Genomic DNA, 22,562 nt, shown 5'->3' on the forward strand with positions numbered 1-22,562 from the left:
AACTTTTTTCTTAGCTTGACGGCTATGCGGCATGGCCTCAGCCGCTTCCTCCGCTACGCTCCGTCCAGGGTCTTCGCCTCATGCTATTCCGGCAGGAGTCGCCGCCCTCCACTCCAATCAATTCGTACACAGCATATTCTGGGGTATGCAGACGCAATTTTTCTTCCTAGGTATAATAGTAAATAGTAGCGAAGGAAAAATACGGAGACTCCTGGGGGAGGTGAGGCATCGGTGAGACCCCGGAATGCGTAGTATTTTTCCGTAGCGGTGTTATTAAGCTATTTTATATTAATTGGGAAATAAGTTTTCACTACGTCGCAGTTTCCTCCAACTATGAATAAACAAAATACGTTTGGACCTCAACAATTGCGGTATAATTTTTTGCAAGAGTTAAAGATATCTGTGTCCTTATTATGCACATAGTTTTACAACAAGACGCAGCCACTTTTATTCTGGTACAATAGAGAGTAATGAAGGGTAAAAGGGATGTATACGTATGGTAGTTGAACATCAGAATAAAAGAAGAGTAATATTCCATATTGATATGAATTGTTTTTATGCATCAGTAGAAATGGCTTATGACAGTGATTTAAAAGGAAAGGCTTTAGCGATTGCCGGAAACCCTGAAGAAAGAAAAGGGATTATTGTGACGAGCAGCTATGAAGCCAGAGCTAAAGGTGTAAAAACTACAATGCCACTTTGGCAGGCAAGAAGGTTATGTCCAGAACTTGTAGTGTTAAGGCCAAACTTTGATCGTTATCGATCTGCATCCAAAGCAATGTTTAAAATCCTTTCAGAGATAACCCCGATAGTACAACCAGTCTCCATTGATGAAGGCTATATGGATGTAACGGATTGTGGTCCACCTGAAAAGGCTATTGAACTTGCGGAAAATATTCAAAATCGCATATTACATGAGTTAGACCTTCCTTGTAGTATAGGAATCGCACCAAATAAGTTTTTAGCTAAAATGGCTTCTGATATGAAAAAGCCTATGGGGATTACTGTTCTTAGAAAAAGAGAGTTAAGTACTACTCTTTGGCCACTTCCAATTGAAGAAATGTATGGGGTTGGCAATAAAACCGCTGAAAAATTAAAGAAAATGGAGATACATACAATTGGGGATCTGGCAAAAAAAGATGTTTATGAGTTAAAACAGGTTCTTGGAATTAATGGTGAGCGACTCAACAACAGAGCTAATGGTAATGACAAGAGGAGTGTGGATCCAGACGCCATTTACGATTTTAAGAGTATTGGCAGTTCGCAAACATTACCTCATGATACGATAGAAGAAGAAGAAATTAAAAAATTAATGGTTATTTTGGCAACAAATGTTGAAAGAAGATTAAAAAGAAAGCAAGCAGTAGGGCAAAGTATTCAATTAATGATTCGATATGCAGATCGAAAAACGATAACAAGAAGTAAAAAATTACAAATGTTTATAGAAGATAAAGAAGACATCTTATATTTTGCCAAAGAACTCCTTGAACTTCATTGGAATGAGGAGCCCATTCGTCTCCTTGGAATTACTGTACAGGATATACAAGAAAAACAGAGAATAGCAAAGCAATTAGATCTATTCACATATGAAAAAGAAGCACAAAACGAAAAGTTGTATACAGCTATTGATCAGTTATCTCAGAAATACGGTAAAGATGTTTTCAAGAGATGGGAAAATTCTATTAGAAAAGAAAAAGAAAATCCAACTACTAGCTTTCAAAAGGATTTTCTGGATGACTATAAACACTAAGAAACCCACACATAAAGATAACGTGTGGGTTTCTTAGTGTTTTGTTTACCAGACCGCCAATGGCTCTCAGCTCATAAACTTCTTTACAATAGAGTGGGAAATTTTGCTGCCAGGATAGCGAAATGGCAGATCGAACTTCGTTGTCTGCTTCATAATACTCTTTTTATGGGAAAAAGTTTCAAAGCTGTATTTCCCATGGTATGATCCCATTCCGCTATTTCCAACCCCACCGAAAGGTAAATAAGGATTTCCTAGGTGATAAAACGTATCGTTAATACTTCCTCCCCCGAAGGATAGATACTGGATAACCTGATGGGCCATTTTATCATTTTCCCCAAAATAATAAAGCGCTAGTGGCTTATGGTTATTTTTAATTATCTCTACTGCATTCTCAATTGAACTAAAGGTCAATACAGGAAGAATAGGGCCGAAAATTTCTTCTTGCATGATCGGATCTTCCCATGTAACTTTATCTAAAATGGTTGGTTCGATAGTGAGTGTATCACTGTCTGAAATACCTCCATGAAGTATACTACCATTAGTTAGTAACTTTTTTAACCGTTCAAAATGAAATTGGTTAATGATTCGAGTGTATTCATCATTTCGTAATGGCTGTTTTCCAAACAATTCTTTAATCTGTTTCTTCATTGCTTTCATTAATTTAAATTTAACTTTTTCATGAACATATAAATAATCTGGTGCAACACACGTTTGCCCGGCATTAGTGTATTTTCCCCAGACAATTCTTTTTGCAGCAAGATTAATATTCGCATCTTTATCGACGATTACCGGGCTTTTACCTCCAAGTTCTAACGTAACAGGAGTTAGGTGCTCACTTGCTTTTCTCATAACAATCTTCCCCACAGAAGAACTACCAGTAAAAAATATATAATCAAAACGCTGCTCTAATAATTTCTCACTAATATCTTTATCTCCCTGAATGACCCTAATGAACGAAGGATCGAATGTGTCGCGAATCATCTCCTCCAGCAACGCAGATGTCGCGGTAGCATATTCTGATGGTTTAATAACGACACAATTACCAGCAGCAATTGCACCTATTACTGGTGCTAGAGCTAGTTGTAAAGGGTAATTCCATGGAGCCATAATTAATATTACACCAAACGGTTCCTTCATAATAAGATTTTTGGTCCCTTTATGCGTCATTGGAGCATTTACGCTAATAGGCTCCATCCATTCTTTCAAATGCTTTATAGCAAAGTCAATTTCTGTATAAAGAATACCAAGTTCCGTTGTAAGAACTTCATGTTCGGATTTATTTAAGTCTTCCTTTAAAGCTTGGTAAATGGCACCTTCATAGTTTTTAAGCATGTCCTTCAATTCTTGCAGTTGTTTTTTACGGAAATTAAATTCCAGTGTGTTACCGTTTTTAAAAAAAGTACGTTGGTTAGCTATCATAGATGAATATTGTTCCATTAAAAGCTCTCCCTTTTTTATTTATCTATAAATTTATATGAGTAAAATCATTAGCTATTTCCGTATTAGGGAATATTCTCCTGGCTTCATCAATCAAATTCTCTATATCTTCTGATTGGTACCGAGAGGAAATGTGAGTCAATATTAATTTTGAACAATTACTGGCTTTAGCAAGCCTTGCCGCTTGTTCGGTAGTAGTGTGATAGTATTTTTCTGCAAGATCTTCTAATGCCCCACCAAAAGTAGCTTCATGCACTAAAACATCTGAATTCTTTACAAAATTACTATTAACGTGTGTAAAACGAGTGTCCCCAAGAATGCTAATAACTCTTCCTTTTTTATCTTCACCTAGAAAGTCCTTGCGATAAATATATTGGCCATTGGATAGCTTTATTTTAGTATTTTCCTTAATTTGTTTGTAAATAGGGCCAGGCTTAATACCTATCTCTTTTAATTTGGACACTAACAATTCCCCGGGTTTATCTTTTTCTATAATTCGGAATCCAAAGCTAGGAAGACCATGATCAAGATGTTTTGTTTCCACAACAAATTGATCATTCTCAAATAGCTTGCCCTCCGACAGCTCTACGATATTAATTGGATAAGTAAGATGTGTGCCGCTAAGTTGTAAAGATGTGTTGACATACTCTTTAATACCATGAGGTCCATAGATAGTGAGTAATTCTTCACCGCCTTGAAAGGATCTGCTACTTAGTAAGCCAGGTAAACCAAAAATATGGTCCCCATGTAAATGTGTAATGAAAATTTTATTTATTTTCTTAGGTTTTATTGAGGTGCGCAGAATTTGGTGCTGTGTAGCCTCACCACAATCAAAAAGCCAAATATTATTTTGTTCCTGTAATAAAGTAAGTGCAACTGAAGAGACGTTGCGTTCTTTAGAGGGAAGCCCTGCACCTGTTCCAAGAAAGATTAATTCCATAAATTGAACCTCCGTTTTACTTAAAACCAACCGCGTTTATATTGTTGCGGTGCTTCTATCTCATAATTGATTTCATCAGCAGCTGTTTTTGCCCAATATGGATTGCGAAGTAAAGCTCTACCGATAAAGATAAGATTTGCACGTTCGTTTTGAAGAATTTCTTCTGCCTGTAAGCCAGTTGTAATCAGTCCAACAGCCCCTGTTTTTATATTAGCTTTTTGTTTAATAAATTCACAGCGTTTTAATTGGTAGCCTGGGTATGTATGGATTTTAGCAGGAATTACACCACCTGAACTACAATCGATTAGATCAACACCTTGCTCCTTTAACATATTTGAAAAATATATAATGTCAGCAAGTGAGTTTCCCTCCTCATTATATTCGTCTGTAGAAAGCCTGACAAAGATAGGACCTTCCCAAACTTCTTTTATAGCTGTGACAATTTCTCTTAATAGTCGATATCTGTTCGCTCTAGTGCCACCATAATTGTCTGTTCTTTTATTTGTTAGGGGGGATAGAAACTGATTAATTAAATAGCCATGGGCTGCATGTATTTCTATAATATCAAAATTAGCTTTATCAGCTCTAATCGCAGCATCGCGAAATGCAGATACCACTTCATTAATATTTTGCCATGTCATTTGCTGTGGCTTTTTATATGACTCATCAAAAGCAAGCGTCGAGGCTGAATATATGGGAGTATCTACTTGTGCTTTCCTGCCAGCATGCGCAAGCTGGATAGCAGATTTACTTCCTGCTTGGTGAATTTGATTATTTAAATCGGTTAAACCTGCAACTTGCTCATTATTCCAGATCCCTAGGTCTTGAGGAGAAATACGCCCTTCTGGTAACACAGCAGCAGCTTCTGTTATTACTAAACCCACTTGACCCATCGCTCTTGAGACATAATGAGTGACATGAAAGGGTGTAATCATACCGTCTTCATTGAAGCAGGAATACATGCACATTGGAGACATAACAATTCGGTTCTTTAGACTGATTTTTTTAAAATTAATTGGTGAGAATAACTTTGTCATTATTCATTCCTCCTGTTAGATAGTTAGTAGTAAATTTTTCTAAGTAAATCTTTAAGTAACTTATAAGCAGTATTTATGCTTTTTATAAATGGCTTAGTGCAATGTTCGGTACATCCGTAATAACTCCATTAACCTCAAGGTCCAAACAACGCTTTATTTGTCTAGGATGATTTACAGTATAAACTCTAACTTGTAACCCTTGCTGTTTACATTGTTGAACAAGTGAGTTTGATAATAACCGGTATTTTATATGAATGGCGTTTGCACCGAGTTCTTTAGCATAGGTGATAAGCTGCTTTTTTCTCCTGGAACGTAATAGTGCACAATTTAGATGTTGAGAGATCTTCCTTAAGCGTTCTACACTGTTTGGATTAAAGGTAGATAGTATGGTACGATCAAGTAAATCATAGGAATAGAGCAAATCATACACAATGGACTCCATATTCTTATAATCTATTTTATTGTTTTTTAATTCTATATTTAAAGTAAGAGGTTTTCCACCGAACCATTTGAGGAACTCTTCTAGAGAGGGGACGGTGGCGCCTGCAAACTCTGTATTGAACCAAGCACCGGCATCCAGTTGTTTCAGCTGTTGAAATGTATAGTCCTTAACATAACCCTTTCCATTCGTTGTACGATTAACGCGTTCATCGTGAATAAGGACGGGGATGTTATCTTTTGTGAGCTGAACGTCTGTTTCTATGCCTTGAGCCCCTTGTTGAAAAGCTAATTGAAACGCAGCCATTGTATTTTCAGGTGCCAAAAGACTTGAGCCACGATGAGCATAAATTTTTGTTTTCAATGAATTCACCTCTCTTATGATTGTGTTTTATTTAGTTATAAAAGTCAATTTGTACAGGAGGATTATTATGAATAGTTGGCAATCAAAGGAACAATTAACTGAATTACTTTCTTCACTTGCTCACTACCAAAGTGTAACAGGTACAAATGCGGAAATAGCTTTGGCAGAATATCTCCATCATTTATTAGCGGAAAAGACTTATTTCCAAAAAAACTCCGATCACTTAAATTTACACCCTTTGGACGATGGCAGGCATTTGTTAACTGCTCTTGTTAAAGGAGCTTCTAATACAAAAGAAACAATAATTTTGCTAAGCCATTTCGATGTCGTTGGAACAGAGGATTATGGATCGTTAGAAAATTTAGCATTCCGTCCAAAGGAACTTACGAAGGAAATGAATAAGATTTACGATCAATTACCTTTACAAGTACAAAAAGATCTTAAACAGGGAGAATGGCTGTTTGGCAGAGGGACAATGGATATGAAAGCAGGATTATCCATTCATTTATCTATGCTTGAAAGGGCTATGAATGGTGAGTTTAATGGCAACATTTTACTTCTTACTGTTCCCGATGAGGAAGTGAACTCAAAAGGTATGTTAACTGCATTACCAGTTTTAAATCAGTTAAAAGAAAGTGAAAACCTTGAATTTAATGCCTGCCTAAACGGAGAGCCGATGTTTAGTAAGTATCCTGGTGATCCATCTTATTATGTGTATACTGGTTCAATCGGTAAGGTGCTTCCCGGTTTTTATTGTTATGGCAAAGAGTCCCATGTAGGAGAGCCTTTTTCCGGAATAAATCCGAATCTTATGAATAGCTTTCTATCCCTGCAGCTTGAATTAAACGAATCATTTATTGAGAAAGCAGGAGATGAAGTAACTCCACCACCTGTAAGTCTTATGCAGCGAGATTTGAAAGAGGAATATTCTGTGCAAACTCCGCAAGCTGCTGTTTCTATGTATAATGTTTTGTACCTTCAGCAATCTTTTAACGATATAAATGAAAAATTACTTGAAAGCGCAAAAAAAGCTGCGAAAAATATAGAAACACATGTTAATGAAAAAGCTGAAAAGTATGCTGATATGGCATCTGATTTTACCATGTCTTACTCAAAAGTGCATGTAATGATGTATGAAGAACTATACAATGAAGCGGTTAAGCGGTTTGGCCAAGATGAAATTGATAGAATACAAAATTTATTGGTAAATCAGAGAGAACAAGGCGACAGGGATTTTTCTACATTACTTGTTCAAGAGTTGGCAGCAATGTGTAAAGATCTCACACCGTTAATAGTTTTATTTTACAGCCCTCCATTTTATCCAGCGGTATCTTCCCATCAAGATAAGTATATTAGTCGGGTTATGGATTATGTGAAGGAATACGTAGCTGACAAGTATGGTCTTTCCTTGACTGTGTCCGAATTTTTTACTGGTTTGTCCGATTTGAGTTTTATTGGCCCGGTATCCTCCAAAGGGAAGTTGGATCAGTTAACAGTCAATATGCCATTGCAAAATCATGGGTTCACTTTTCCAAGTGATATTATGGAAAAACTAACGATGCCTATTTTAAATATTGGTCCTCTTGGAAAGGACGCGCATCAGTGGACAGAACGGCTAGAATTATCATACAGTTTTGAAGTATTACCGGAAATTGTGTCGGAGGCAATAAAACAATTATTAAAAAAGTAGCATAATACTGTGACAATCTCTTTAAAAAGATGTAAGATTAATATAAAAATGAATGGATGTTCAGTTTTGGGGGATTATAAATGAAAGTTATTAATAAGGATATTAGTCAAATCACCATTCCCACTCCTTTTGCAGTGGGGGATACACATGTATATCTTTTGAAGGGAGATAAATTGTCATTAGTAGATGCTGGTGTAAAAACAAAGGAAGCGTGGGAAGCACTGACGAGTCAGTTAAAGCAATTAAACTATTCACCAAATGATATAGAGCAAATTATATTAACTCATCACCATCCTGACCATATAGGGCTAATTGAAGAATTTCCGAGGGTGAAAAGTATTGTAGGACACAGATATATAAACCCCTTTTTAATTAGGGACGAAGGTTTTATTGACAATTATATTGAATTCTTTAAAACTTGTTTTCATGTGAATGGGGTTCCTGAATCTTTTCAATCTGAAATGGAAAAGGAGCGGAAGGCCTTTGATTATTTTGGTCGAGGGGAGTTAACTGAATTTATTGATCAAGGACAAAATCTACCAGGACATGAAGATTGGAGTGTTATTGAAACAAAGGGACACGCACAGAGTCATTTATCTTTTCTAAGAGAACAAGACGGCATGTTTATAGGGGGAGACCATCTTTTACAGCATATCTCTCCTAATCCACTCATTGAACCACCATATGAAGGGCAAAACGACCGTTCTAAATCTTTACTGCAGTTTAGGTCGAATTTAATTAAATGCAAAGAGGCAAGTATTCGAACTGTTTTGCCAGGCCATGGTCCTGTATTTTCTAATGTAGATGAAGTAGTAGAACATCAATTATCGAGGCAGGAACAGCGAGCAGATAAAGTTTACCAATATCTAAAAAAGGAGTCCGCTTCTCCCTATCAAATATGTAAGCAGCTATTCCCAAAACAATATGAAAAGCAGATTGGTTTAACTATGTCAGAAACTATCGGGCAGCTTGATTATTTAGAAAATGAAGGTTTAATTGAAAAAGACTTAGTCAATGGACAATATGTATATGAAACAAAATAAATTAACAAATAAAAAAATTATTGTCACAGGCGCTTCAAGCGGAATCGGAGAACAAATTGCCAGACATGTTGCTTTAAATGGTGGGATTCCTATTTTGTTGGCAAGGTCTAAGGAGAAACTGGATAATTTACAGCACTCTATTAAGAGGGATTACCATATTAATAGTCCTGTATATCAAATTAATTTAATTGACATCCAAGAAGTAGAAAAGCTTGCGGAGAGAATTATTAAAGAGCAAGAACAAGTACATGGTTTAATTAATAACGCAGGCTTAGGATACTTTAAATATATTATAGATACTAGTTGGCAGGAAACAGAGGAAATGCTATTTTTAAATGTTAATTCGGTTATCAAGCTTACTCAACTATTTTTACCTCACTTTATTGAACATGGTCAAGGACATATTATTAATATCGCATCCCAGGCAGGAAAAATTGCCACACCTAAATCTGCAGTTTATGCAGCAACAAAACATGCTGTAATCGGATATACCAATGGTCTGCGATTAGAAACAAAAGCTCACCATGTCTATGTAACATCTATTAACTTAGGCCCTGTTAAGACAAATTTTTTTACGAAGGCTGATCCGGAAGGGAATTATCAGAAGAGTGTAGAAAAGTACATGCTAGATCCGGATTATGTAGCAGACAGGGTCGTTGGTGTTTTATTTAAACGTAAACGGGAAATAAACCTACCAGTATGGATGGAGATGGGGAGTAAACTATATCAATTATTTCCAGGGCTTATGGAAAGACTATTAAAAAAGCAGTTTAATAAAAAGTAAGAAAATAAAGTACTGGGAGGGCCATGAGGTTGAAACTAGAAATTAGTTCAGAAGCTAAGAAGAAACTAAAGGAAATAAATACAATGAATTTTCCTTATTTACTGCTATGGTATGATACGGAAGGTTGCGGTTGCGGAGTTAATGGGATTCCGATGATTCGCTTTGTTGATCGTCTCCCCAATAATTATATTGTAGTAGAAAATGAAGAATACAAGACTGTAATGGAAGAGCAGCAAGCAACATTTTTTTCTGATAAGATGAAATTAACTGTTGTGAATGGGATGTTTCGATTATCTAGTCCGGAAGGTATATTGAATCCTTTTCTGCCGGATAGAAGGGTTTTTAATGGCTAAGCAATGAAGAGGGATCCCCTTCGTTGCTTTATCTATGAGCGTTATATTGAATTGGCTTGCTTATTTGCCTAATCTTTGAGTATAACTCATCAGATAATGGCTCTTTATTATAGTTCGCAATATTCTCTTTAACTTGCTCAACTGAGCTTGCACCAAATACTGCGCTTGCTATGGCAGGGTTTTTTAGTGTATATTTTAGTGCCATTTCGTTTAAAGTGAAATCCTCATCACAAAGTGTAGCCAAGTTTTTATTTATATCTGTAAGTTCTTTAAAGCTATAATCAAGAAAGCCTTCTTTGCCTTTTCGGGCGATCACATTAGCTGAATGATTACTTAGCATTCCCTTGGCAAGTGGGCCTCTTGCCAAAACACTAATGTTGTTGGAGTGGAGCAGGTCGAGTATTTCTTCCTCTGGCCTTCGGTCGAGAATGTTATACTGCATCATAACAGCATCTATATTGGAATGTTTTACGTATTCTTTTATAACATTAGGACGTATGGATGATATACCATAAGCTCTAATCAACCCTTCTCTTTTTAAAATCTCAAAGGCTTCGATTGTTTCATCAATTGGATCCTCAATTGTACCTCCATGGAGCATATAAAAATCAATGTAATCTGTTTGCAATCGCTTCAGACTATCTTTCAATCCTTCAGTAATATGCTTTTTTGAAGGGTCCCAATACCAGTTCTTGTCTTCCTTATTAAAATTATTCCCAACTTTTGATGTCAGAATGATCTGCTCACGTTTTTCTTTAATAGCTTTACCTACTACTTCTTCATTTTTTCCAAAATCATATAAGTCAGCAGTATCTAAATGGTTAATATTATGTTCCAGTGCATAGTCAATAATATTTCCTGCTTGTTTCTGATCCTTGCCAAGTGACATACAGCCGAGTGTTAGTTCTGATACATACAATTCGGAATTGCCTAACCGGTTTTTTTGCATAATAAATACCTCCAATCCTAACTATTATTGTAGGAATTAATATAAAGAAATACAACTATTTTTTATTGGGTATATATAAATATGCTAGAATGAAATAAAAAGAGATATAAAAGGATGATTGAAATGGATAAATTTACTGAAAACACGATAGAATCCAAAACAATTTATGATGGGAAGGTTGTTCACTTGAAGGTGGATGACGTTACTTTACCTAATGGAAAAACGGCTAAAAGAGAAATTATTAATCACCCAGGAGCCGTTGCAGTAATCGCAATTACTGAGGAAAATAAGATAGTTTTTGTAGAGCAGTATCGTAAACCCTTGGAAAAATCACTTATTGAACTTCCGGCAGGAAAACTTGAAAAAGGTGAAAAGCCAGAGCTTACTGGCATTCGTGAATTGGAAGAAGAAACAGGATATACAACAAATAATCTCTCACTTGTTACATCATTTTATACTTCTCCCGGCTTTGCGGATGAATTGATGTATATTTATATAACTGATGAAATAAAAAAAATAGAAAATCCTCCAGCAGGAGATGAAGATGAATTTGTGGAAATACTTGAACTTAGCTTAGATGAAGCAAAGAAATATGTAGAAGAAGAGCGTATCCATGATGCAAAAACAAACTATGCAATTTTATATTTGCATGCTTTGGGGAGATTTTGATGCTTACACCTTATTTTGCAGATATGCACATTCACGTAGGTAGAGATATATATGGGAAGCCAGTGAAAATAACAGGGTCCAAAAATCTTACACTTACAAATATATTAAAAGAATCAAGCCGTAATAAGGGTATTGACATGGTAGGAGTAATTGATAGCCATGCTCCTGCTGTACAGCAGGAAATTAAAAACCTGATAAGTGAAGGAAAAGCATATGAATTGAGTGATGGTGGTATTCAATTTGAAGAAGTTACTTTATTACTTGGTTCAGAAATAGAGGTGTATGATGATAATTGTTTAGGGCCAATTCATGTTCTTTGTTTCCTTCCTACTTTGGAGAAAATCAGCCTTTTTTCTGAATGGCTTACAACCAAAATGAAGAACATTACATTAAGCTCTCAAAGATATTACGGAACAGCCAAGGAATTACAGTATAAAGTAAAAGAACTGGAAGGTATATTTATCCCCGCCCACATATTTACTCCGTTTAAAAGTTTATATGGTAAAGGGGTAAGAGAATCGTTGGAGGAAGTACTCGATCCAGATTTAATTGATGGTGTTGAGTTGGGGTTAAGCTCTGATACAGAAATGGCTGATCAAATTAAGGAACTACATGCTTATACATTTTTAACTAATTCGGATGCACACTCTCTAGCAAAAATAGCTAGAGAATATCAGGAGATTAAAATGGACAAACCGTCATTTAAAGAATTTCTGTGGGCTTTACACCAATTAGAAGGTAGGAAGGTTACTAAAAATTTTGGTATGAACCCACAGTTAGGAAAATATCATACTACAGTTTGCAACAAATGCTTTTCGAAATTACCTTCTGATACCATAGAGTGCCCGGTTTGTGGTTCTAAAAAGATTATTAAAGGCGTGTTTGACCGGATTCAGGAACTAAAACAAGATAGTAATTTTAAAAGGGAGCGGCCACCCTATTTATACCAAGTGCCATTAGAATATCTGCCTGCTTTAGGAAAAAGGACGTTTGAGAAACTTTTAGATCAGTTTGCAACCGAAATGAATATTATCCACCATGTTTCATTTGAAGAATTGGTGAAGATAGTTCCTGAAAAGCTTGCACACTATATTATACAGATGCGCGAAGGTAAGTTGGAAATAGAAGCTGGGGGCGGAGGCAAATACGGAAGTGTAAAATCCAAATAGCCGTGATATAGAACTCAACTTACTAATAAATAGACCTTTTTTTCATATTTTCGGTAACAAGTGGAGCATCTGCTCGTTTGCTATTGCAGTATCTTCTTTGCGTCGTGTTGCGATGGGTTCAGAATAAATTTATATGAAAAGATAGGAAAAAGATAGAGAACTGGTATTTTACTTCGGGATCCTTCATAGATTTCTACTATAGTCGTATTTATTGAATGGAGGATTCCGATGTACAAAAATAAATCTCTCATAGTAGTCGATCATGTCAAAGAAAATGCCACTGTTTATCTGTTTATGATCATTTTGTTTCTTACCGGAATCGTTTTTGGAGCTATCCTGGTTAATAGTATGAATTTCATTCAAAAACAGGAATTGTTTTTTTATTTAGAGAGGTTTTTTGGCCAAATAATAGGTCAACAAGATATTAAAAATGTAGATATATTAAAAAGCAGCTTTTTATATCACAGTAAGTACTTATTATTACTATTTATATTGGGTTTATCTGTGATCGGATTACCAATTGTTTGGGTATTACTGTTTATTAAAGGACTGGTAGTGGGGTTTTCGATTGGCTTTATTGTTAACCAACTAGGATTTAAAGGACTCTTATTAGCTTCTTTGTCAATTGCTCCTCAAAACATTATAATTATTCCAATATATATTACTGCAGGCAGTTTGGCGATGATATTCTCGCTCAAATTGTTAAACAAGTTATTTGCACGTAAGATTTCACAGCCTGTTTTTCAACCATTCGGAAGATATTTCATAACATTTGCTTTTCTTTTATTATTTTCTTTTGTAGCTGCATTACTGGAAGCTTTTGTGGCTAATGAAACAATGGAGCTTCTAATAAAATCATTTTACTAATAACGGTTATTATATTATAATTATTATAAATACAAAGTAGTATTTTGTTTTGACACTTTTTTCATTCATGCATATAATGAAGATGGGCACACGAGGGAGGTAAATGCCATGGAACATCGAATAGATAATATAAAGAAGCAGCTCCACGCACAAAGTTATAAACTTACGCCTCAGAGAGAAGCAACTGTTAGAGTGCTGCTAGAACGTGAAGAAGATCATTTAAGTGCTGAAGATATTTTTTTATTGGTAAAAGAAAAGGCACCTGAAATAGGGTTAGCAACAGTATACCGTACACTGGAATTATTATCTGAGTTAAAAATCGTGGATAAAATAAATTTCGGTGATGGCGTCTCTCGATATGATCTGAGAAAAGAAGGTGCTGAACATTTTCATCATCACCTTGTATGTATAGAATGTGGTTCAGTTGAAGAAATAGTGGAAGATTTGCTGAAAGATGTAGAAAAAATTGTAGAAAATGATTGGCAGTTTCAAGTTAAAGATCATAGGCTTACTTTTCACGGAGTGTGCAAACAATGCCAAAAGATAACCATAAAATCTTAACATAGACTAACCTTTTTTCAGCTGAGAAAAGGTTTTTTTATTTTTACATAAAGTTAGTTTTATATACCCATTGCTAAAAATATAAATTACAAAAATCCTTATCTTCATAATAATTTACAAATCAATAGAAAAAGGTTACATTTAAAGTGTACTGAATAACTAGTTATATGTATAATATGATCCATTTCTGGCATATCTTTTAGTAGGATTTAAATTCTGAATAAGGAGATATGACATGAAACAGATCATTAGTGAAATACTAAAAGTTTTTATCATTTTTACTGCCTGCACTTTTTTATTTTATTTTGGTTTACGTTATATGCACGATGAATATGAACAAATTCATCGGTATGATCCACCAGAAGGTCCAGCTGTAAAGGTATCAAACACAGAGGATCGGTTTATCGACCGTTTGAATATTTTCTTTCGTTTAGGAGAATAGATTATGCTTAAGGATACTGTTTCAGATTTTCTTCATTATCTGCAAATTGAAAGAGGCTTGTCTGAGAATACGTTAATTTCATATAAACGTGATCTTACTCAGTATATAAACTATCTTAGCAAGGTAGAGTTAAAATCTGATTGGGCAACAGTTCACCGCAATGATATTATTGCGTTCCTTCAAATGTTAAAAGATGCAGGTAAATCAGCGGCGAGTATTGCAAGGTACACTTCATCAATTAGATCCTTTCATCAGTTTTTAATCCGCGAACAACTTGTACAGCAAGATGCGAGTTTACATATTGAATCACCAAGAAAAGAAAGAAAACTGCCGGATGTGCTGAGCGAAAAAGACATAGATTCACTGTTGGCTATTTCTGGTGAAAAACCCTTGGAACTCAGAAATAAAGCAATGCTTGAGTTATTATACGCAACGGGTTTGCGTGTTAGCGAGATGATTAATTTAAAAGTAAGTGACCTGCATTTAACTATGGGCTTTGTTCAGTGTGTTGGAAAGGGAAATAAAGAAAGGATCGTCCCACTAGGCGATATAGCCATAAAGTCCCTTGAAGAATACATTAGAAAGGGAAGGTCAATATTAGGGAAAAATAATAAGGATGGGAATGTGTTGTTCCTTAATCAGCATGGCAGACCTCTCACACGACAGGGTTTTTGGAAGATACTTAAAGCAAATGCTAATCGTGCTGGTATCCAAAAAAAGATTACGCCACATACATTGCGACATTCCTTTGCGACACATTTATTAGAGAATGGAGCCGATCTGAGAGTTGTTCAGGAAATGCTAGGCCATGTTGACATTTCAACTACTCAAATTTATACACATGTCACGAAAACTAGATTAAAAGATATTTATACAGCCTATCATCCTAGGGCGTAATTTTTTAATTATAGTTGTCTGACATCCTACAAGTTGTTGTTTCGTTCAGTAGTCTTAGAATACTGGACATATTATATCTAGGAAATGGGAATACAATTTATGGGAGGTTTTAGGTATGAAAAAATTTAATCGTGTATTTTTAATTGTTATGGATTCTGTTGGAATTGGTGAAGCACCGGATGCGGCTGAATTCAACGATTTAGGTGCAGATACATTAGGACATATTGCAGAACATATGAAAGGACTTAAAATGCCTAATATGGGGAAGCTTGGATTAAGTAATATTCGAGAAATTCAAGGAATAAAAAAGGCAGAAAGACCGTTGGCATATTATACAAAAATGCAAGAGGCTTCAAATGGCAAGGATACGATGACAGGTCATTGGGAAATAATGGGTTTATATATAGAACAGCCATTTCGTACATTTCCTGATGGCTTTCCAGATGAGTTAATCCAAGAGTTAGAAAAAAAATCCGGACGGAAAATAATTGGAAATAAACCTGCTTCCGGTACGGAAATTATTGAAGAACTTGGCCAGGAGCATATGGAAACCGGAGCCTTAATTGTTTACACTTCTGCCGACTCTGTACTGCAAATAGCTGCACATGAAGACATTGTTCCTATAGAGGAACAATATCGTATATGTGAAATGGCGCGTGAGTTAACCCTCGATGAAAAATATATGGTTGGTCGTGTAATCGCACGTCCATTTGTTGGTGATCCTGGTTCTTTTCAACGGACAGCTAATCGTCATGACTATGCTTTAAAGCCGTTTGGAAGAACGGTAATGAATGAATTAAAGGATGAAAACTATGATGTAATTGCCCTAGGAAAAATTTCCGATATTTATGATGGGGAAGGGGTTACTGAAGCTATTAGAACCATTGATAACGAGGATGGTATGACTAAGCTTGTAGATACAATGTCAAAAGATTTTAAAGGAATCAGCTTTTTGAATTTAGTGGATTTTGATGCGAAGTACGGCCATCGACGTGATCCCAAGGGATATGGTGATGCATTAGAAGCATTTGATGCCCGCCTACCTGAAGTGTTAGAAAGATTGCAAGAGGATGATTTACTGCTTATTACTGCAGACCATGGTAATGACCCAATTCATCACGGTACGGATCATACACGAGAATATGTTCCTTTAATTGCTTATCATACAGGTATAGAAGAAGGGAAAGAATTGCCTATTAGTAAAACTTTTGCTGATATTGGGGCAACAATCTCTGATAATTTTAACGTGAAGCTGCCATCTTACGGTAAAAGCTTGTTAAACCAATTAGGAAGGGAAGATGCTTAATGATTCCATCATCAATTAAAGAAGCGAGTGCTTATATTTCAGGGAAATTAGATACTACTCCTAAAATCGGGTTGATTCTAGGTTCGGGCTTAGGAGTGTTAGCTGAAGAAATTGAAGAAGCTATTGATATTTCATATGAAGATATTCCAGGTTTTCCTGTATCCACTGTGGAAGGGCATAAAGGCCAATTAGTTATAGGTAAACTTCAAGGTAAAGAGGTACTAGCTATGCAAGGGCGTTTTCATTACTATGAAGGTTACTCTATGCAGCAGGTTACATTCCCTGTAAGAGTAATGAAACAACTTGGAATAGAAACTATTATTGTTACAAATGCAGCTGGTGGAATAAACGAAAAGTTTCAACCTGGAGATCTAATGGTAATTACTGACCATATTAATAACATGGGAGATAATCCTTTAATTGGAAAAAATGAAGAGCAGTTGGGGCCTCGTTTTCCAGATATGTCTCAGGTCTACGACAAAGCGTATATACGTTTAGCGAAGGAATGTGCCGAAGATTTAGATTTGCAAGTACAAGAAGGAGTATATGTAGGTAACACTGGTCCAACATACGAGACTCCTGCAGAAATTAGAATGTTACGTTCATGGGGAGGGGATGCAGTAGGAATGTCTACAGTCCCTGAAGTAACAGTAGCAGGACATGCAGGATTACGTGTGTTAGGTGTTTCTTGTATTTCAAATATGGCAGCTGGTATACTGGATCAACCTTTAACGCATGAGGAAGTTATTGAAACAACTCAAAGAGTCCGTGATGACTTTTTAAGGTTTATTAAAAAAATAATCAGTACTTTACCATAATACCTATTAGGGGCGATAAAGATGAGAATGTATGACATTATTGAGAAAAAAAGAGATGGAGAAGAATTAACTTCTGAAGAAATTAACTATTTTATCGAGGGTTATACGAACGGAGATATCCCGGATTACCAAACCAGCGCACTTTTAATGGCTATCTATTTTCAAGATATGACGGAAGAAGAGAGAGCAAACCTGACGTTAGCTATGGTTGAATCCGGCGATCAAATTAATCTTTCCGATATAAACGGAGTAAAAGTAGATAAACACTCCACCGGTGGAGTAGGAGATACAACTACTTTAATACTTGCGCCTTTGGTAGCCTCTGTCGGTGTCCCGGTAGCCAAGATGAGCGGTCGTGGCTTGGGACATACAGGAGGTACAATTGATAAACTAGAATCTGTTCCAGGTTTCCATGTGGAGATATCAAATGATGAATTTATAAATCTTGTAAACAGGAATAAAGTAGCTGTTATTGGTCAGTCAGGCAATTTAACTCCAGCTGACAAGAAAATTTATGGCTTACGTGATGTCACAGCAACAGTTAGCTCTATCCCATTGATAGCGAGTTCTATAATGAGTAAAAAAATAGCCTCTGGGGCGGATGCTATCGTGCTTGATGTTAAAACAGGTTCCGGTGCTTTCATGAAGGATTTGAAAGATGCTCAGTCACTGGCTAAGGCGATGGTATCCATCGGAAATAAAGTGGGAAGAAACACAATGGCGGTTATTTCCGATATGAGTCAGCCTTTGGGTTATGCCATTGGTAATGCGCTGGAAGTGAAAGAAGCAATTGAGACCTTAAAAGGTAAAGGCCCAGAAGATTTGACTGAGTTATGTTTAACATTAGGTAGTCAAATGGTAGTTCTGGCTAAACAAGCGGAAAATCTAGATGAAGCCAGAAACAAATTAGAAGAAAATTTGCGAAACGGTAAAGCATTTGAAAAGTTTAAAGAATTCCTTGAATCTCAAGGTGGAGACCCTTCCGTCGCTGATCAACCAGAACTTTTGCCACAAGCAAAATATAAGATAGATGTACCTGCTAAAGAAGCAGGCACAGTTTCTGAAATTGTTGCAAATGAAATTGGTACTGCAGCAATGATGCTAGGAGCAGGAAGAGCAACTAAAGAATCAGAGATTGATCTAGGTGTTGGTATTGTTTTGCATAAAAAGATCGGAGATTCAGTTGAAAAAGGAGAGACCTTACTGACTGTCCATTCCAACAAAGAAGACATTGAAGAAGTAAAACAATTATTATATAAGAACATCACCATAGCTTCGTCAGAAATTAAAGCACCAACATTAATCTATGAGGTTTATACAGATTAATGTTTAAGAAAATATATTTTTAATTATGGGAAATCCGAACTGATTCTTTTAATATGAATCATAGTTCGGATTTTTCTTTATGGCTTTAAAGTATTTGTTACGGCACTTAACATTTCAAATGAGTTTATTTACATTGCTAAACTGACTTATAAAGCAGTATAAATATATTTACTAATGGGAATCCTATACTTATATAAAATGAGTTGGAGGTAGTACGATGAAGAAAAAGTTACTCATAACCAGTATGATGGTAATTGTTTATAGCTTATTTGGAATGTCAGTATATGCGGAAGAAAGTAAAGGAGATCAAACCAATTCAATTAACCTTGCAGATAATGCGAAATCTGCAATTTTATTAGAAAGAGATACTGGTCAAGTATTCTATGATAAAGATGCACACGTAAAATTACCCCCTGCTAGTATGACTAAAATTATGACATTATTATTAATTATGGAAGCATTGGAACAAGGTGACTTAAAGTACGAAGAAAAAGTTAGGGTGAGTGAGCGTGCTGCTTCTATGGGAGGTTCTCAGATTTTTCTGGAGGCAGGCGAAGAAATGACTGTAAAAGATTTGCTTAAAGGGATTGCAGTTGCCTCTGGCAATGATGCAAGCGTTGCTTTAGCAGAAAGAATTGCTGGCAGTGAAAAAGCGTTTGTAAAAAAGATGAATCAAAAAGTAAAGAAACTAGGTTTAGAAAACACAAAGTTTCAAAATACAACTGGTTTACCGGCAGAAGATCACTATAGCACAGCCTATGATATGGCTATGATAGCGAAAGAACTCTTGAAATATGAAAAAATCACAAAGTATACCTCCATTTATGAAGATTATTTGAGAAAAGGGAAAGAAAATGAATTTTGGCTTGTTAACACAAATAAACTTGTAAAGTTTTATCCTGGCGTAGATGGGTTGAAAACAGGTTATACCAATGAAGCAAAGTATTGCTTAACTGCTACTGCCAAGAAAGGTGACATGAGAGTTATAGCTGTTGTGATGGGCGCAGGGACGATTAAAGAGAGGAATGCAACAATATCGGGTATGCTGGATTATGCATTTAATCATTATGAAACAAAGCATATATTTGATAAAGGTGAGCGAATAACTTCATTAAATCTTTTAAAGGCAGAAAGAAAAAATATTGAAATAATTACTTCAGAGTCTATAAGTACCGTTCACCGAAAAGGCGAAGACACAAAGAATGTTGAAACTGTCATTACACTAGACTCTGAATTTACTTTACCTTTGAAAAAGGGAGCTAAAGTAGGAATGTTATATGTAAAGGACGGAGACAAAACGTTATCTAAGACATCACTTACAGTGAAAGAAGATATCGAAAAAGCATCTTATTTAACCTTATTTAAAAGATCTGTGCAAAAATTAGCGAATTCTAGGTGATATCTTCTAATTTCAATGAAATACTTCTTCTTTTGTCACTTAGCAGGATTTCAATCAATCAATATAGAAAGAGAGTCATATGAAGTTATGTAAGGAGGAAAAGAAGATGGGTCTTAGTGCAGAATTTCAAGTGAAAGATGAAGTATTGATCGTTAGGCTCTCCGGTGAGTTAGATCATCACGAAGCAGAAGAGCTTCGTGATAAATGGAAAGAAGAAATTTATAAACATGGGATAAAACATGTGATCTTAAATCTGGAAGCTGTAAGCTTTATGGATAGTTCCGGACTTGGAGTGGTCTTAGGCAGATATAAAGAAGTACTACAACTCGGTGGGGAAATGGTAGTGTGTTCTATTTCTCCGCCAATAAGAAGACTATTTGAGATGTCGGGGTTATTTAAAATAATCAGACTGGAAGAAAGTGAGCAATTTGCCTTAGAAACGTTGGGGGTGGCTTCATGAAAAATGAGATGGCAGTAGAGTTTTTAAGTGTAAGTGAGAACGAGTCTTTTGCAAGGGTGACCGTTGGTGCTTTTATCTCCCAATTGGACCCTACTATGGATGAACTAACGGAAATTAAAACAGTTGTTTCTGAAGCAGTAACTAATTCTATTATTCATGGTTACAATAATGAACCTAACCATCAGGTTTTCATTAAATGCATCATTCACGAAGGTGAGATTGAACTAGTTATTAAGGATAACGGTGTAGGTATAGGTGACGTGGAAGAAGCAAGACAACCTTTATACACTTCAAAGCCAGATTTGGAAAGGTCTGGAATGGGGTTTACAATAATTGAAAATTTCATGGATACTATTGAGGTTATTTCTAATCCAGGTGAAGGAACAACAGTTCACATGACAAAACAACTAATAAACAGTAAGACTGTTTGTAAGTAGGGATGTCTATGAATGTAAACGTTAAAAAAGAAAACAAGACACTAACTGATGAACAGGTAAAAGAGTATATTCGCAGAAGTCAACAAGGTGATATGAGTGCAAGGGACTTGTTGGTGGAAAAAAATGTCCGTCTTGTCTGGTCAGTTGTTCAGCGTTTCATGAATAGAGGCTACGAACAAGAAGATCTTTTTCAAATTGGAAGTATTGGTTTAATAAAATCGATTGATAAATTTGATTTATCCTATGATGTTCGATTTTCAACATATGCCGTACCTATGATTATTGGAGAGATCCAACGTTTTCTTCGAGATGATGGCAGTTTAAAAGTTAGTCGTTCTTTAAAAGAAATGGGAAACAAAATTAGAAGAAAAAAGGATGAATTGACTAAAGAACTTGGTAGGTCTCCTACTGTTAATGAGATAGCCAACGCATTAGAAATTTCTTCTGAAGAAGTAGTACATGCACAGGAGGCTTCAAAGTCACCGCATTCCATTCATGAAACAGTTTACGAGAACGATGGGGATCCTATCACTTTACTTGATCAAATTGCTGAGCAAGACTCCCACTGGTTCGAAAAAATAACTTTGCAGGAAGCGATTCGAGGTTTAAATGAGCGAGAAAGATTGATTGTCTATTTAAGATACTACAAAGATCAAACACAATCTGAAGTTGCCCAGAGACTGGGAATATCGCAGGTACAAGTTTCTAGACTTGAGAAAAAAATCCTGCAGGATATGAAAGTCAACATAGATGGTACATAACAAAGAAGATCACCATACTGATGGTGATCTTTTTACATGAGAAGAAGTATATTCATCATTACCACCTTTTTGGATAATACTACAAATAATGTAGTTATCCAATGATTCGCAAAATGGATAAAATGCGAAGTAACTTTTCGTCTTTAGCGTAAGAAAAATAACTATGTTGCTGGAAAGTTCACTGAAATATTGAATCTGATTACACCACCGCTACGGAAAAAACTACGCTTTTCGGGGGCGGCTGATGAGCCTCCTCATGCTAACGCATTCCGGGGTCTCACCTATGCCTCATCTCCCCCAGAAGTCTCCGTATTTTCCTCCGCTTAGTTTTACTTTATAAGCAATAAGTGACTTTAGTATCAGGTGTAAAAAGCTAGCTTAACATCCTCAAGGACAAGTGAAAAAAACCACTCTTTTAAAGCTCGTACAAATTGATTGGAGCGGAAGGGGGTGATTCTTACCGGAATAGCATGAGCTGAAGACTCTGCACGGACCTTAGCGAAGGAAGCGGCCGAGGCCATGCTGGCGGCAAAGAAGACACTGTGAGGGCACGAGCAGATGTCGCGCTTGTACCCGGAGGTGTGAAAGCTTCCGCCTGAAACGCAAATCAATGGGTGCTTCCTCTGTAAAATGAATTACTCCGTCCACCACAAGTTACGTCGCAT

General features: G+C 36.1%; 23 protein-coding genes. 18 read left to right on the plus strand and 5 right to left on the minus strand.

From position 1 onward, the window contains the following. Window positions 1-496: 496 nt before the first annotated feature. Complete coding sequence (locus BME96_RS09460; protein ID WP_071648957.1) at window positions 497-1,750, plus strand: DNA polymerase IV; 1,254 nt, start codon at window positions 497-499, stop codon at window positions 1,748-1,750. Between the two features lie 66 nt (window positions 1,751-1,816). On the opposite strand, the gene BME96_RS09465 is transcribed toward BME96_RS09460, so the two are convergent. The 4 genes from BME96_RS09465 to BME96_RS09480 all read right to left on the minus strand — a co-directional run bounded on the left by BME96_RS09465 (window position 1,817) and on the right by BME96_RS09480 (window position 5,966). Then, entirely contained in the window at window positions 1,817-3,187 is a 1,371-nt protein-coding gene (locus BME96_RS09465; RefSeq protein ID WP_060678815.1) for an aldehyde dehydrogenase, read from the minus strand. Window positions 3,188-3,212: 25 nt separating this feature from the next. Then, a complete protein-coding gene (gene rnz / locus BME96_RS09470) occupies window positions 3,213-4,127 on the minus strand; it encodes a ribonuclease Z (protein WP_019378302.1) in 915 nt (304 codons plus the stop codon). Window positions 4,128-4,147: 20 nt separating this feature from the next. Continuing rightward, window positions 4,148-5,164 (minus strand): NADPH dehydrogenase NamA, encoded by a 1,017-nt coding sequence (gene namA / locus BME96_RS09475; protein WP_408068409.1) that lies wholly within the window; start codon window positions 5,162-5,164, stop codon window positions 4,148-4,150. A gap of 82 nt (window positions 5,165-5,246) precedes the next feature. Next, window positions 5,247-5,966, minus strand: a complete 720-nt coding sequence (locus tag BME96_RS09480) for a glycerophosphodiester phosphodiesterase (protein ID WP_019378304.1) — start codon at window positions 5,964-5,966, stop codon at window positions 5,247-5,249. 67 nt (window positions 5,967-6,033) lie between these two features. On the opposite strand from BME96_RS09480, the gene BME96_RS09485 reads away from it, so the two are divergent. From BME96_RS09485 to BME96_RS09500, 4 genes are all read left to right on the plus strand, one after another. Then, window positions 6,034-7,656, plus strand: a complete 1,623-nt coding sequence (locus BME96_RS09485) for a M20/M25/M40 family metallo-hydrolase (protein ID WP_071648959.1) — start codon at window positions 6,034-6,036, stop codon at window positions 7,654-7,656. Between the two features lie 80 nt (window positions 7,657-7,736). Continuing rightward, complete coding sequence (locus BME96_RS09490; RefSeq protein ID WP_071648960.1) at window positions 7,737-8,699, plus strand: MBL fold metallo-hydrolase; 963 nt, start codon at window positions 7,737-7,739, stop codon at window positions 8,697-8,699. Then, window positions 8,680-9,483, plus strand: coding sequence for an SDR family NAD(P)-dependent oxidoreductase (locus BME96_RS09495; protein ID WP_071649991.1), 804 nt, complete (start codon window positions 8,680-8,682; stop codon window positions 9,481-9,483). The genes BME96_RS09490 and BME96_RS09495 overlap by 20 nt, the downstream gene beginning before the upstream one ends. Window positions 9,484-9,506: 23 nt before the next feature. Then, window positions 9,507-9,836: an iron-sulfur cluster biosynthesis family protein gene (locus tag BME96_RS09500; RefSeq protein ID WP_231478690.1), complete on the plus strand. Its 330-nt coding sequence runs from the start codon at window positions 9,507-9,509 to the stop codon at window positions 9,834-9,836. Window positions 9,837-9,864: 28 nt separating this feature from the next. Here BME96_RS09500 and BME96_RS09505 read toward each other — a convergent pair whose 3' ends face one another. Next, the gene (locus tag BME96_RS09505) at window positions 9,865-10,785 is read right to left on the minus strand and encodes an aldo/keto reductase (protein WP_071648962.1); all 921 of its coding nucleotides are present in this window, start codon (window positions 10,783-10,785) and stop codon (window positions 9,865-9,867) included. A gap of 123 nt (window positions 10,786-10,908) precedes the next feature. On the opposite strand from BME96_RS09505, the gene BME96_RS09510 reads away from it, so the two are divergent. From BME96_RS09510 to sigF, 13 genes are all read left to right on the plus strand, one after another. Continuing rightward, window positions 10,909-11,454 carry an NUDIX hydrolase gene (locus BME96_RS09510; RefSeq protein WP_071649992.1) on the plus strand — a complete coding sequence of 182 codons (546 nt, stop codon included), beginning with the start codon at window positions 10,909-10,911 and terminating at the stop codon, window positions 11,452-11,454. Then, the gene (locus tag BME96_RS09515; RefSeq protein ID WP_071648963.1) at window positions 11,454-12,623 is read left to right on the plus strand and encodes an endonuclease Q family protein; all 1,170 of its coding nucleotides are present in this window, start codon (window positions 11,454-11,456) and stop codon (window positions 12,621-12,623) included. The genes BME96_RS09510 and BME96_RS09515 overlap by 1 nt, the downstream gene beginning before the upstream one ends. Window positions 12,624-12,851: 228 nt before the next feature. Then, window positions 12,852-13,490: a stage II sporulation protein M gene (spoIIM, locus tag BME96_RS09520; RefSeq protein WP_019378312.1), complete on the plus strand. Its 639-nt coding sequence runs from the start codon at window positions 12,852-12,854 to the stop codon at window positions 13,488-13,490. 108 nt (window positions 13,491-13,598) lie between these two features. Next, complete coding sequence (fur, locus tag BME96_RS09525; protein WP_019378313.1) at window positions 13,599-14,051, plus strand: ferric iron uptake transcriptional regulator; 453 nt, start codon at window positions 13,599-13,601, stop codon at window positions 14,049-14,051. 235 nt (window positions 14,052-14,286) lie between these two features. After that, window positions 14,287-14,493 (plus strand): DUF4227 family protein, encoded by a 207-nt coding sequence (locus BME96_RS09530; protein WP_019378314.1) that lies wholly within the window; start codon window positions 14,287-14,289, stop codon window positions 14,491-14,493. Window positions 14,494-14,496: 3 nt separating this feature from the next. Further along, window positions 14,497-15,390 carry a site-specific tyrosine recombinase XerD gene (gene xerD / locus BME96_RS09535; RefSeq protein WP_071648964.1) on the plus strand — a complete coding sequence of 298 codons (894 nt, stop codon included), beginning with the start codon at window positions 14,497-14,499 and terminating at the stop codon, window positions 15,388-15,390. A 115-nt stretch (window positions 15,391-15,505) separates the two neighbouring features. Beyond that, window positions 15,506-16,696 (plus strand): phosphopentomutase, encoded by a 1,191-nt coding sequence (gene deoB / locus BME96_RS09540; RefSeq protein WP_019378316.1) that lies wholly within the window; start codon window positions 15,506-15,508, stop codon window positions 16,694-16,696. Next, window positions 16,696-17,514 carry a purine-nucleoside phosphorylase gene (locus tag BME96_RS09545; protein WP_019378317.1) on the plus strand — a complete coding sequence of 273 codons (819 nt, stop codon included), beginning with the start codon at window positions 16,696-16,698 and terminating at the stop codon, window positions 17,512-17,514. Before deoB ends, BME96_RS09545 begins: the two co-directional genes overlap by 1 nt. 21 nt (window positions 17,515-17,535) lie before the next feature. Then, window positions 17,536-18,840 carry a pyrimidine-nucleoside phosphorylase gene (locus BME96_RS09550; RefSeq protein ID WP_019378318.1) on the plus strand — a complete coding sequence of 435 codons (1,305 nt, stop codon included), beginning with the start codon at window positions 17,536-17,538 and terminating at the stop codon, window positions 18,838-18,840. A gap of 217 nt (window positions 18,841-19,057) precedes the next feature. After that, window positions 19,058-20,239 carry a D-alanyl-D-alanine carboxypeptidase family protein gene (locus BME96_RS09555; RefSeq protein WP_071648965.1) on the plus strand — a complete coding sequence of 394 codons (1,182 nt, stop codon included), beginning with the start codon at window positions 19,058-19,060 and terminating at the stop codon, window positions 20,237-20,239. Between the two features lie 106 nt (window positions 20,240-20,345). Further along, a complete protein-coding gene (gene spoIIAA / locus BME96_RS09560) occupies window positions 20,346-20,699 on the plus strand; it encodes an anti-sigma F factor antagonist (RefSeq protein WP_019378320.1) in 354 nt (117 codons plus the stop codon). Next, window positions 20,696-21,136, plus strand: a complete 441-nt coding sequence (gene spoIIAB / locus BME96_RS09565; RefSeq protein WP_019378321.1) for an anti-sigma F factor — start codon at window positions 20,696-20,698, stop codon at window positions 21,134-21,136. Before spoIIAA ends, spoIIAB begins: the two co-directional genes overlap by 4 nt. Window positions 21,137-21,144: 8 nt before the next feature. Next, on the plus strand, window positions 21,145-21,897 hold the full coding sequence (gene sigF / locus BME96_RS09570) for an RNA polymerase sporulation sigma factor SigF (RefSeq protein WP_019378322.1): 753 nt from the start codon (window positions 21,145-21,147) through the stop codon (window positions 21,895-21,897). Window positions 21,898-22,562 lie beyond the last annotated feature (665 nt).

This window comes from Virgibacillus halodenitrificans (genome assembly GCF_001878675.1).
GTDB lineage: Bacteria > Bacillota > Bacilli > Bacillales > Amphibacillaceae > Virgibacillus_Q > Virgibacillus_Q halodenitrificans.